This window comes from Paraburkholderia panacisoli, from assembly GCF_008369935.1.
Taxonomy (GTDB): Bacteria; Pseudomonadota; Gammaproteobacteria; order Burkholderiales; family Burkholderiaceae; genus Paraburkholderia; species Paraburkholderia panacisoli.
This window is the reverse complement of record NZ_VTUZ01000042.1, coordinates 72,479-84,271: the sequence shown is the minus strand read 5'-3', so window position 1 is coordinate 84,271 and position 11,793 is coordinate 72,479. Positions and strand designations below refer to the sequence as shown.

The window sequence follows — 11,793 nt, the reverse complement described above, 5'->3', positions numbered from 1 at the left end:
GGCTGTCACTGCGACGGCTCGCAAGGTAGCAGTGTTGTTCTACAACACGTTGCGCTACGGGATGGAGTACGTTGATCCCGGCGCCGAATATTACGAAGAGCGCTACCGACAACGGGTCCTGAAGAATCTCAGCCGACGAGCCGAATCGATGGGTTATGTCCTTCAGGAAAAGCCATCTGAATAGATCGAGTTTCTCAGGAAAGGCCTGGGCGTCGACCTGCGACTCCTGAGCAATCGGGAAAAGATGTCGCTGGTTGATGCCCTGAAGCAAACCTACGCACTCCCAGATCTATTGTCTGAGCTCGACCTTGCCCGCAGTTCCTATTTTTATCACCGGGCAAGATTACAAGTATCTGACAAGTACGCTGCTGCGCGCGGTGCCATCACAGAGATCTTTGATCTCAATTACCGTTGCTATGGCTATCGTCGGATACAGGCCGCGCTGGGTAGGCAGGACGTCTTCCTCTCGGAGAAGGTTGTGCGGCGTTTGATGCGACAGGAAAGCCTGAGCGTGACGACGAAGCGACGCCGCTATGGCTCCTATCAAGGAGAAATAAGCCCGGCGCCTGAGAACCTCATCAACCGCGACTTCCGTGCCAATGCACCTAATAAAAAGTGGCTTACCGACATCACAGAATTCCAGATTCCGGCCGGAAAAGTGTATCTATCGCCGGTAATCGACTGCTTCGATGGATTGGTCGTCAGCTGGTCAATCGGCACGCATCCAGATGCGGAACTCGTCAACACGATGCTGGATGCTGCTGTTGAAACGGTGGCCGATAGCGTCGACAGGCCTGTTGTTCACTCTGACCGGGGCGCTCATTATCGCTGGCCCGGCTGGCTCTCACGAATTGGGGATGCAAAGCTGATTCGCTCGATGTCACGCAAAGGTTGCTCGCCTGACAATGCGGCCTGCGAGGGCTTCTTCGGACGTTTGAAAACGGAGCTGTTCTATCCTCGGAACTGGCAAGCGACGACGATTGAGCAGTTCATCGAAGTGGTTGGCTCGTATATACGTTGGTACAACGACAAGCGAATCAAGCTATCGCTTGGCTCACTCAGTCCCTCAGAATACCGGGAACGTCTCGGTATCGGTACATAAACCAGTCCAACTTATCCGCCGCACCCCCTTCTGGCTCATTAGAAATGTCTGGTTTCCGGCTCCTGGCTGGCTGCTGTGGAACGGCTCAGTCTGACCACGAGGCAGGTCCGGCGCCTGGTTGCGGAACTGGAAAAGGTAACGCGGGCAGCCGGCATGTTGCGCCCAAGGCTGTTTCGCAGCTCCGCGATGTTTTTCTCTACCATGGCAGTCGACATGCCCTGCTGTCGAAACGGTGTGATCACATTGATGTGTTGGTGGCGCATTGAAGCGAGGGGCTTGCCATCGCCGCACAACGTAACAAACACTTCGTGTCCTGGCTTTCACGGCAAAGAGCATTCATCGCATCAGAGCCCGAACCACATCGGCCGGCACGTAATGCGGCCCGTCAAACAAATAGGTCCGATAGCAGTGATACGCGGCCAGTTGCGGCGCCAACTCCGCCGCGCTGGCAGCACGATAATGCCCGCCTGGCGCGGGGCGGAACGCCTCCGCAATAATCCGGACACGATGCGGACCAAGCTTCGCGGACAACGCATCCGCATATTCACGTGCCGCTACCGGACCGCGCGCATACACGCCACAACCGTCCTGAAAGAACACCCCGATATCGCGGGGCAGCCAGCTATCGAGCCAGTTGGCGAGCGCTCTTCCACCAATATTCGAGTTGTCGTAGACGCTGATCCATAGCGGTCTCGGCAAGTGCCCCAGCAGTGGGCCCAGCCTGCCCGCATCTTTCCACGTTGGATCCACCTCGACCGGAAAGTACCATCCGTCGATATGCACCGGTGGCCACGCGGCGGCAAGCTTGAGCGACTGCTCGACCAATTGAACAACCTGCGCGCGCGCTGCCGTTTCGTCGAATCGCCCCCCAGTCCGACGATCACGTTGCTCGCCCACGGCTCTTTCGCGATGCGCGGCCAGTCGGGCAGCCGTTGCGCGGCCGGTATCCCGGCGCCCGCCAGAAAGGACACGTCGTCGACGGCAGTCCATTGCACGAGCAGATCGCGCACGCCGAGCTCGTCCCACTGCCCGTGCGGATCAATGTGATCCGCGTCGATCTGCCAGACTACGCCTTGAGCCAGCGTGGCGGCGCCATCTTGGGATTGTAGTGAACAGCCTTCCGTCAACATTGCCATCAATGCGCCGGCAAGAACACGACGACGCGCGCGGTCGACCCGGCTACTCCGGCTGGGCAGCATGGGTGACGGCTTTGAAATGACCTCCACGATAGTCCTCTGCAAGCCGCGCACGGTCGATCTTGAAGTTGGCCGACACCGGCAATGCCCGGCATCCAATCAGTTCGGAAGGAATCATGTAAGACGGCAACCGTTCGGCCAGCCGCGCCTGCCAGTCGCGCAGCGCGTCCGGCAAACGCCAGTCGCCCTCGCCTGTTTCGACAAAGCCGACAATCCGCGCAACCGAGCCATCCGGCCGCCGCAGCGGCACGGCGGCCGCTGGCGCGTCACCGGGCAACTCGCACAGCGCGGCGTCGATCTCCATCAACTCGATCCGGTAGCCGGTCAGCTTCACCTGATCGTCGATGCGCCCATGGCAGAAGAGCAAACCGTCATCGCCAGCGGAGCCGAGATCGCCTGTGCGAAAACCTCGCATGCCATTGCGGGTGAACATGCGTGTGGCGTTCAGATCGTCGCGGTTCAGGTAGCCGCGCATCACATGTGGCCCGACGATGCATAGTTCGTCATCGTCGACAAACACCTGGCCCTCGCGGTTTGCATACCCGATCGGCAACGGCGAGTGGCGGGCAAGCACTTCATCGTCGATGACGATCCATGTGGTCGCCACCGTGGCCTCGGTCGGACCGTAGGTATTGATCAGGCGCACATCGGGAAAGCGCGTGCGCAGCGCCCGGACAAGCCCCACCGGCAGCACTTCGCCACAAAACAGGAACGTGCGCAGGGTCGGCAACCCTTGCGCCGAAAATCGGGAATCGAGTAGTTGCCGCTGTGCGAATGAAGGGGTCGACACCCACGTCGTCACGTTATGCTCAGCGGCACGCACAACCGGTGACGCACCCGATTCCAGTGGCGATCGTTCTGTCAGCACCACAGTGCCGCCAGACGAGAGCATGCCGAAAACTTCATACATCGAGACATCGAAGCTGAATGGCACCAGATTGAGAAAAACGGGCGCCGTCCCCAATTTGAAATGGTGCATCCAGTCAATCAGCGCATTCACGCTTTCCCGGCCGATCTGCACGCCCTTAGGTTCGCCGGTCGTACCCGACGTGAACATGATGTAGGCGAGGTGCGTTTCGCGCAGCGCGTTCGGCGCCATGCCGTCACGCAGTGGTACGAAAGCACGGGTGCGCGTGTCGTAGTACGCATGCGCGTCCAGCGTCCGCGCGATCCGCTGCATGCGTTCGTCGGGATAGACCGTGTCTATCGGCACGTACGGTGCGCCTAACATCAGCGCACCGACCATCGCTACCACGAATTCCGCTTCCTTGTCGCCTCGCACGATAACGGGCACGTCGGCGGCGAAACCCTTCGCGCGTGCTGCCTCGCACCACGCTTCGGACGCGTTGGCCAGTTCACGCCAGCTTAGATTGCGCTCAGAGCCGATAACCGCGAATGCGTCAGGGTCCACGTCCGCGTCGACAAAATGGCTTGTGGCAAGATCGAATCGCATGTTTTTGCAGCGGCCGTTGGAGCGCTGCTTCCTTGCCACGCACGGTAGGCGTGATTGACCGTCAGATACGCTGCGTGCAAGCAATCCATAAACCAGATACTGCAGGCCGGCGCCGTGCCAGATGCCGGCGAGCGCCATCGTATAGAAGGTCGGTACGGCCACTGTCGATGCAAACCCGCCCGGCGAGCGTTGCGCGAGCCGCCCTACCGGTTTGCCGCGAGCAGCGCGGTGACGATTGATCCGCATGGCGAGCGGATAGTACAGATAGGCGGTGAGATAGCGAGTCAGCGACATATGCCAGCGCTGCCAGAAATCGATCATGCTCGCGGCTTTGAATGGCGAATTGAAGTTCAGCGGAAAGCGCACGCCGAACATCTTGGCGAGACCAACCGCCATGTCCGAGTAGCCGGAGAAGTCGAAATACAGTTGCAACGCGTAGGCGGCGCAGGTGCCCCACGCGGCGAACCCTTGCAGTTCGTACGGGGCGGCGAAACCGGCATCGGCATACGGGGCGATCGTGTCGGCGAACAGCAGTTTCTTGGCGAGACCCATCGTAAAGACCGTCGCGCCAATCGGCAGATTGTCGAGTCGACGAGCCGATTGCCCAAGTAAAATGACTGCGCGCGTATATGCAGTAAGCAATGCTGGCACTGCACCGGACGCGGGAGCAATTGGTGAAGTTCCGCTCGATGCAAATCAACAGTTCACAGGTCTACGTACCGTTCATCAATGTTTCGCTTTACGCCGCAGCAGTGTTTCTCGTCGTCCTCTCCAGGTCATCCGACAATCTGGCAGCAGCCTATGGCATTGCGGTCGCATCGACGATGCTGCTGACGACTTTGCTGATGTACTTCATCAGCCACTGCCTGTGGAACTGGAAGCCGCTCGCTACGCTGGCGGTTAGGGCCGTTGGCTCTGGTCGACGCGATGTTCGTTTCGAGCATCTTGAAGGCGGCTGGTTCCCTCTTCTCGCCGGTGGCACGCTGTTCACCGTGATGACCACGTGGGATAGGGGGCGCGAGACAGTCGTTGAGCGCATGAAGAGTGACAACCTGCCTCTGGCACCATTGATTCACTCCCTGTGCGACGGCGCTCACTCGCCGCCTCGTGTCAACGGCACCGCGGTGTTTCCCGTTGGCGTAGTAGACATGGCACCGACCGCCTTTCTGCATCCCTGAAACAAAACGGGGTCATGCATCAGGTCAACATCTTTCTTGCCGGCACGACGGACAACGTTCCCTACGTACCGGACGAAAAGAAAACCGTCGTCGTCGCCCTGGGGCACGGATGCTATGCCGTCACGGTTCACCATGGCTTCATGGAGACTCCCAACGTCCCGGCGATTCTTGAGCTTGCGCGAAACAGATGCCTGACTGGCATTACGAGGTTACGAGGCCGCAGACACGTCGTTCCTCCTGGCGCGCGATACGATTATGGCCACCGGCGCAAGCAAAGCCATGCCGCTATGGCGCGAGAAGTTGTCCACATTTTCTTGCGAGAAACGCGGCGCAGGCGGCGGAGTATTACAGCCTGCCTGCAAACCGTGTTGTGGAAATGGGCGGCCAGTTCAACCTCTGAAGACCCGGCCGTTTTCAGTGGTGCAAGCTGGAAATCACGCCTGCGGATGGACAGGCACTACGAGACCGACACGCCCAGGAGCCGCCCAACACCGAACGTGAAACCTGCAGCGATCAGGCCGATAGCAACCTGGCGCAATGCAGAGAAAGCCGCACTTCTTCCGTTGAAAAGTGACGTGAAGACTCCGATGGACGCCAGAGCAAGAGCGCTCAAAACAATACACTGCGCGATGGCGCTGAATCCACGCGTCCATAAGAACGGCATGACGGGAAAAATGGCGCCGACCGAGAACAGGCAGAAGGAGACGCCAGCAGCCGACCACGGATTGCCGCCCAGCTCCGCCGGGTCCAGTCCCAGCTCCTCCCGTGTCAACGTATCAAGGGCCTTGTCCTTGTCACGCATTATCTGCGATGCCACGCGCTTCGCTTCACCGGCTTCGAGCCCCTTCGCGCGATAAATCAGCGCCAACTCATGCTCTTCGGCCTCGGGCGAAGTCTCCAACTCGTCGGCTTCTTTTGCAATCTGGGTGCTGGCCAACTCCCGCGCGTTGGTCACTGAAAGCCACTCACCGAGCGCCATCGAGCACGCGCCGGCAATCAACCCGGCGAGCCCCGTCAACAGGATTGCCTTGTTGCCCGTGCCCGCACCCGCGACGCCCATGATCAGACAGAAGTTGGAGACCAGTCCATCGTTTGCGCCAAGCACTGCCGCGCGCAGGTCGTTCCCCGACGCCACCCCCTTGTGCCATGACTCCGCTGCGGCGATGCGCGCACCTTGCGACATGTCCGGGTCGCCGCCACGAGCCAGCGTCTGGACCACTGCGGCGTGGTGATGCTCGTCGGCAGACATGCGCCCCGCATCCGGTTGCCCGTGATATTTATTCCGGTCTGCGTACTCGGCCGCGGCAAGCGTGGGCAATACAAAACCCGCGCCGAAAAAATGGACCAAGGTCCGCATCAGGCGCGTTTTGACAGCCTGCCCGCTCCCCTTCGGACGGACGCCGTTGACTCTCAGCTTTTCGGCCCACACCTGCGCATGCTCGCGCTCTGATTTGGCCAGGTCGCTATACACCTGCTTGCGGGTTTCATCTTCCTCGACTTTCGCGAGCGTTTCGTACAACGCGGCACTATGAAGTTCATCGGAGAGGTTCGCCCTGAACCGCTTTATTTCGTGTTTCGATGCCATGGTGAAGCACCTGTCTGTTTTTCTCTGGAACGCGAAGCGTAATGGATCCGGGGACCTGAAACACAAAGCCCCTAAAACGCGCCTTAACCGAGAACGTCAACAGTTCTCATGCCGATTTGGGGTTGGCCCCACATGCTGGCTTGCATACACCGTCGCAGGTGGTTAAAACTTTTCAGAACACGATATTGGTACGCACACCCGCCACCGCTTCATTGCCCACACGCTGTGACGGATTCCCCGGATCGGGAATGCCGCCCGCGGGCCGGAACGCGTACTGGAAGTCGGCCTGCAACTGCCACCATGGCGTGACCTGATACAGATAGGTTGCTTCGATGATAGTTTCAGCGCTGCGCACCGGGTACCCCGGCGTGGTAAGCGCGCCCGTGTCGCTATCGAGTCCGCGCGAATGCGAGCCAATCTTCGCATAGCCCACGGCCAGCCCGACGACGTCATTATCGCGCCCCCGAAACGGCGCCTTCAGTGTCATGCCGGCGTTCACGCCCACATCGACCAGGTTGCGGTCGCCTGGCGCTCCCATGACTCTGGCAAACACGCCGACCGACTGTGGGCTATCCGCGCTCGCGCGCCAGACCATCTGGTCGGCAACGGCGTAGAGACTATAGTTGCCCCGGTGACTCTGCGGCATACGCGTGCTTGCCGGATTGGCGAGCGAGAGGCCGGTGTTGTCGAATTGCTGGTCTGCGAAGCGTTCGGTGTTGTACCAGAAACCCAGTTTGTACGTGCCAGGGAGGGCCGCCGGTTGGGGCGCGGAAGCGTCGGCCGACCGCTGGTTGATCGCGTACTGTATTTCACCGATCAAGAGTGCGCCGTTGCCCAGGTTGAAATTGGTGCCGTGGCGATTCAGTTTCTGCGGGTCCCCGGCATCGCCGCCAGCCGGATTGCCGTCGAAAACGCCGGCCAGCACCGTCCATGCGTCAGACGGTCTGGCGCGCAGGCGCACACCCAGTGACGAAAGCGGATAGGCCGGGCCACCCGCCGGCATGTTGACCGAGGGCAGAACCGGCCAGCCGAATGTCGCGTTCATGAAAGGGGCGGCGTACTGGCTCACCATGAACTCCTGATCGAGACTCTGCTGGCCTACCTTCAGATCGGCCTTGCCTGCGAGCACGGATTGTTGATACCAGAGCTCCCACAGCCGCGTGGTGCTGTCGGCTTCGATGCCGCTCGCGCTCTGCAAGGTGAGCAGGTTACGCTGGGTCAGACTGGCGCCGTGAATTTGCAGACCGGACACGTTGAACGTGCCACCCGGCAGACCAACGGCTCTCTCCAGGTCGGCGTTGATCGCCAACTGGGTCAGCCCGTCGTAGGCGCCGCCGCGCTTTACGCCACCTGAAAGATTGTTCAGGTATTCGCTGGTTTCCTGCAGGCTGACGCTCACACCGTATTTGCCTAACCACGGTCGCAGCCCGCCCATGGCTCCCAACAGGTTTGAACGGTCCCAGAAACCCGTTGGCGCGGCTGGCGTCTGGTCCGCGTTCGCCCCGTCGTTGCCGGGTGCAGGTTTCGACGGAGATGGTGCTTCAGCCGGGGCCGAGTTTGCGACCGGGACTGCCTCCCCGCTCGCCTGGGCCAAAGCGGTCGGCATGATACCGAAAGACAGCAGGAGGGTCAGTCCGGCCGGAGCGCTGGAGAGCAGCAATCTGGTTTTAAGTCCTTTTTTCATGGCAGAGGGGCGCAAGTTCGTTTTGCACACGGGTCTTCTCGTTGATGGATATGACGCGGAATGTGGCGCTACCGTGAACGCCACGCCTCGCTCAGGAAAACCACCAGCTCAGCCGTAACGCACGGCCCAGTTCGTCGCCTGTGGACGAGACGGATAGCGCCGCGACCAGCGCGATAGCGCCAAGCGTGAGCGCCAGAATCGCGTAGCCGCCAGGCGTGAGTGGGCGGCCTGCATAGGCAGCCCGCAGCGCCGCGCGCGCAACCATCTTCCCAACACGACGCAGTTGGCTGATTGCGTCCCTACGGGTGCCGACGGGATAGCTAAGCCAACCGGCACTTCTGACGGTCACCCGATCAATGGATGGCGCGACGAGGAAGCCCACCCGGGCCGCACAGCCAGCAATCCACGGGGACCACTTATCGCGAGCCGCACTCCTGAAGCAGCTAACACATGATTTGATGAACATAGGCTCACTCCCGTCCAGCCCGGCCCGACATGGTCGGGCGACGTATGAAGACGTGACTGCGTCTCGCAAGCGAACTTGCGAAAGGCGGTCGAACAGAGGAAGCGTGCTGCTGACAGACCGGCAAACAGCCGGTCAGTGATGAAGCGCGCTAACCCGAACAAGGCGAGTTAGCGGCGAAGGAGTGGTCCTGCGGTCGCTAGCTCGCGGTTGCATCGCCGGCGCCAGCCGGCATCGAACTTCCACTACCAGAACATGTGTCCACGAAGGACTCCTTGAATGAGACGGGGCGGATTGTATTCGGCCCGCGCACGGACTTGCAAGCAAAAAATCATCGGAGCATTGGGCTCTGCATCACCTGACAGATCTGAATGACAAACAATGGCGAGTCGCATTCGTATCAGCCCGCAAACGCTTTCGCATGCCTTTCAAGTCTGATGTTCTGAAAGACTCCGGTGGCATACCGGCCGCTCCCACCGCGTTGAACAGAGAACCGAAAATTATATTGGCTCTGCTTAACGAATCGTGTTGACTTCCATTTCTTCACGCGCCTAAAATTTAGGGTCTTCACAAAAAGGGGCCTTTGCCTTGGACACCTGCAGTAGTCGACTTTCGAACAGTTTTACTGCCTGACTGGCAGGACGTCCGCGCTCCCTTCTTTCGCCGCCGTCCTGCCAGCAGGCAGGCGGTGCGCGCCGCAGTTTCTCCCCGTGCACCCTGATTAGCGCCATCTGGACGCGCCGATAACGCGCGTCCGCATGGCACGCGTCGCGAGCGTCAACTCGCGGCCGCGTTCGTTTGCGCCCATTCGAATTACTCGCGCAAACGAGCGCGTGGACGAACACGCGTGTAACAGACGCGCGTAGCAGACGCGTGTAACAGACGTGCGAACCAGACGCCGATAAGGAGCCGCCATGCCGGACAGTGATAGTTACCCCATATGCCGCCTCACTTCGCCCTTACCTGAGGGAAGCGAGTAGACCGCCCCGTCGCTTGTGCATCATGCGCTCGCGCTCCGAGTCTGCTGGCTTTCCGCGAACCGCGTCATGCCCGACGCTCGGAGAAATATCATGAACTTCGGCCTCCTCCTGCCGCAACTGCCGCACATCCGCGAATCGCGCGTCTACTACGACGCCATGCTTGCGTTGCACGCCCGCGAACCGCACAAATGTGCCGCATTCTGGCAGCGTCTCAAGGCGCTCGTTTCGTAAGCCCCGCGCCCTCCGGCCATGCGAAAGCGACGTCGTTGTTCCCGATGAATCACGCTCTTCCGTATGCCGGGGTCGCGCATTTTCGTTTCAATAACCCATGCTCGGGGAAAAAACAAAATGTCCACTCCATCGCACGTTTCACCACCACGCACGGCTGTGCTCGATGACGCCCACATTGGCGACATCAAGGGCGCTTTCGGCACCATCGCGCACCATGACACCGCCCCACGCGCGACTTGGTGGGCGCGCTTTCGCACTCTTCTGGCCATTCTCGGTCCCGGCCTCATCGTGATGGTCGGCGACAACGATGCGGGTGCCTTTGGCACGTACACCCAGGCAGGACAGAACTATGGGACCACGCTGCTGTGGACCCTTTTGCTGCTGGTGCCGGTTCTCTTCGTCAACCAGGAAATGGTGCTGCGCCTCGGCGCGGTAACCGGCGTCGGTCACGCGCGTCTCATCTTCGAGCGCTTCGGTAAATTCTGGGGTGCATTCAGCGTCATCGACCTGTTCATTCTCAACGCGCTGACGATTGTGACCGAGTTCATCGGCATCACGTTTGTCCTCGACTTCTTCGGTGTCTCGAAGATTGCCGGCGTCTGCATTGCCGCGGCGCTGACGATGGCCGCCGTCAGTACAGGAAATTTCCGGCGCTTCGAACGCTTTGCTGTGGTGCTCTGTGTGTTGAGCCTCTTGCTGGTGCCCGTTCTGGTGTCGATTCACCCGCCGGTTGCGCAAATGACGCGCGATCTCCTTCTTCCGAACTGGCCCACTCACTCGAAGCTCAGTGACGTCATGCTGCTCGTCATCGGCATCGTCGGCACCACCGTTGCGCCATGGCAGCTGTTCTTCCAGCAGAGCTACATTGTCGACAAGCGCATCACGCCGCGCTTCATGAAGTACGAGAAGGCCGACCTGTGGATCGGTATCGTGTTCGTGATGATTGGGGCGGTAGCGATGATTTCGTTCTGCGCCGCGCTGTTCGCCGGCAGGCCCGAATTCAGCAACTTTACGGACGCGGGTGGCGTCATCGCCGGCCTGGAAAAATACGCGGGACGCACGAGCGCCGTGCTCTTCGCCGTGGCGCTGCTGGATGCCTGTATCATCGGCGCGGCGGCGGTATCGCTGTCGACCGCGTATGCCATCGGCGACGTGTTCAAGATTCGCCATTCGCTGCACCGTAACGTGTCGGATGCAAAAGGCTTTTATCTGGTCTACTTCGGCATTGTTGCTGCCGCTGCCGCTCTGGTGCTGATTCCGGGCAGCCCGCTTGGACTGCTGACCGAAGCGGTGCAGACGCTTGCCGGCGTACTGTTGCCGAGCGCCACGGTGTTTTTGCTGCTGTTGTGCAACGATAAGGCCGTACTGGGACCCTGGGCCAACTCCAGGACGCTGAACCTGTTTACCGGCGCGGTCGTTTGGGTACTGGTGATGCTGTCGATCATCCTCACCGCGTCCGTCATGTACCCGGACATCGCCGGTCGGACCATTCTTCAGATACTCGGCGGGGGGACGTTGCTCGCCGTTGCGGGCTTTGCTGGAACAATTTTGTTGCGCAAGTTCCGCCAGGAACCAGCAACAGGGGCCGAGCATGACCACGGGGTGGTCTATCCCAAGGTGGCGCGCGACACGTGGCGTATGCCACCCTTGGACGAATTGCCCCCACCCAGGCTGACGCTGTCCAACCGCGTCTGGATGGGCGTGCTGCGCGGCTATCTCGTCGTGGCGGTTGCCTTGGTGATCGTCAAGGTCGTCCAGATGACCCTGCTGCAGTAAGAGAGTCGCGTCGCCCGCTGCCAGGCAGGTTGGCAGTAGACGAAGCACGCAAGATGACTCGCCATTTTGCGTGCCGACTTCAAAGGGCCTTGTGCGCACAACGTAGTTCGCTCGTCTCGACATCAGGTGTGCCCTCGCAGGCACG

At 60.4% G+C, this 11,793-nt stretch carries 8 protein-coding genes and 4 pseudogenes; 6 read left to right on the top strand and 6 right to left on the bottom strand.

All coding sequences use genetic code 11. From position 1 onward, the window contains the following. Both FVF58_RS52325 and FVF58_RS39590 read left to right on the top strand, forming a co-directional pair. A pseudogene (locus FVF58_RS52325) lies at positions 1-184 on the top strand (IS110 family transposase); the annotation flags it as partial. Positions 185-187: 3 nt separating this feature from the next. After that, positions 188-1,102 (top strand): annotated as a pseudogene (locus FVF58_RS39590) (IS3 family transposase); the annotation flags it as partial. Between the two features lie 336 nt (positions 1,103-1,438). On the opposite strand, the gene FVF58_RS39585 reads toward FVF58_RS39590, so the two are convergent. The 3 genes and pseudogenes from FVF58_RS39585 to FVF58_RS54965 all read right to left on the bottom strand — a co-directional run. After that, a complete protein-coding gene (locus FVF58_RS39585) occupies positions 1,439-1,999 on the bottom strand; it encodes an alpha-amylase family protein (protein WP_342802435.1) in 561 nt (186 codons plus the stop codon). Between the two features lie 282 nt (positions 2,000-2,281). Beyond that, positions 2,282-3,751, bottom strand: a complete 1,470-nt coding sequence (locus FVF58_RS39580; protein WP_149675101.1) for an AMP-binding protein — start codon at positions 3,749-3,751, stop codon at positions 2,282-2,284. A 306-nt stretch (positions 3,752-4,057) separates the two neighbouring features. Continuing rightward, positions 4,058-4,303 (bottom strand): annotated as a pseudogene (locus tag FVF58_RS54965) (MBOAT family O-acyltransferase); the annotation flags it as partial. A gap of 89 nt (positions 4,304-4,392) precedes the next feature. Between FVF58_RS54965 and FVF58_RS39570 the strand changes: the two are divergent. Together FVF58_RS39570 and FVF58_RS54960 are read left to right on the top strand one after the other, a co-directional pair. Beyond that, positions 4,393-4,929: a KUP/HAK/KT family potassium transporter gene (locus FVF58_RS39570; RefSeq protein ID WP_149675100.1), complete on the top strand. Its 537-nt coding sequence runs from the start codon at positions 4,393-4,395 to the stop codon at positions 4,927-4,929. A gap of 14 nt (positions 4,930-4,943) precedes the next feature. Next, positions 4,944-5,252: pseudogene (locus FVF58_RS54960) on the top strand (KUP/HAK/KT family potassium transporter); the annotation flags it as partial. A gap of 134 nt (positions 5,253-5,386) precedes the next feature. On the opposite strand, the gene FVF58_RS39565 reads toward FVF58_RS54960, so the two are convergent. From FVF58_RS39565 to FVF58_RS51875, 3 genes are all read right to left on the bottom strand, one after another. Beyond that, positions 5,387-6,514, bottom strand: a complete 1,128-nt coding sequence (locus FVF58_RS39565; protein ID WP_149675099.1) for a VIT1/CCC1 transporter family protein — start codon at positions 6,512-6,514, stop codon at positions 5,387-5,389. A 172-nt stretch (positions 6,515-6,686) separates the two neighbouring features. Next, positions 6,687-8,198, bottom strand: a complete 1,512-nt coding sequence (locus FVF58_RS39560) for a carbohydrate porin (protein ID WP_149675098.1) — start codon at positions 8,196-8,198, stop codon at positions 6,687-6,689. A gap of 91 nt (positions 8,199-8,289) precedes the next feature. Continuing rightward, positions 8,290-8,463, bottom strand: coding sequence for a hypothetical protein (locus FVF58_RS51875; RefSeq protein WP_188131080.1), 174 nt, complete (start codon positions 8,461-8,463; stop codon positions 8,290-8,292). Between the two features lie 1,268 nt (positions 8,464-9,731). Between FVF58_RS51875 and FVF58_RS51870 the strand changes: the two genes are divergently transcribed. Then, a complete protein-coding gene (locus FVF58_RS51870; protein WP_188131079.1) occupies positions 9,732-9,872 on the top strand; it encodes a hypothetical protein in 141 nt (46 codons plus the stop codon). A gap of 117 nt (positions 9,873-9,989) precedes the next feature. Then, entirely contained in the window at positions 9,990-11,648 is a 1,659-nt protein-coding gene (locus tag FVF58_RS39550; RefSeq protein ID WP_149675096.1) for an NRAMP family divalent metal transporter, read from the top strand. Positions 11,649-11,793 lie beyond the last annotated feature (145 nt).

Bases quoted from the DNA above. Each gene is read 5' to 3' on its own strand.
- FVF58_RS39580 (WP_149675101.1), bottom strand. From the start codon at position 3,751: ATGCGATTCGATCTTGCCACAAGCCATTTTGTCGACGCGGACGTGGAC.
- FVF58_RS39570 (WP_149675100.1), top strand. From the start codon at position 4,393: ATGCTGGCACTGCACCGGACGCGGGAGCAATTGGTGAAGTTCCGCTCG.
- FVF58_RS39565 (WP_149675099.1), bottom strand. From the start codon at position 6,514: ATGGCATCGAAACACGAAATAAAGCGGTTCAGGGCGAACCTCTCCGAT.
- FVF58_RS39560 (WP_149675098.1), bottom strand. From the start codon at position 8,198: ATGAAAAAAGGACTTAAAACCAGATTGCTGCTCTCCAGCGCTCCGGCC.
- FVF58_RS51875 (WP_188131080.1), bottom strand. From the start codon at position 8,463: ATGGTTGCGCGCGCGGCGCTGCGGGCTGCCTATGCAGGCCGCCCACTC.
- FVF58_RS51870 (WP_188131079.1), top strand. From the start codon at position 9,732: ATGAACTTCGGCCTCCTCCTGCCGCAACTGCCGCACATCCGCGAATCG.
- FVF58_RS39550 (WP_149675096.1), top strand. From the start codon at position 9,990: ATGTCCACTCCATCGCACGTTTCACCACCACGCACGGCTGTGCTCGAT.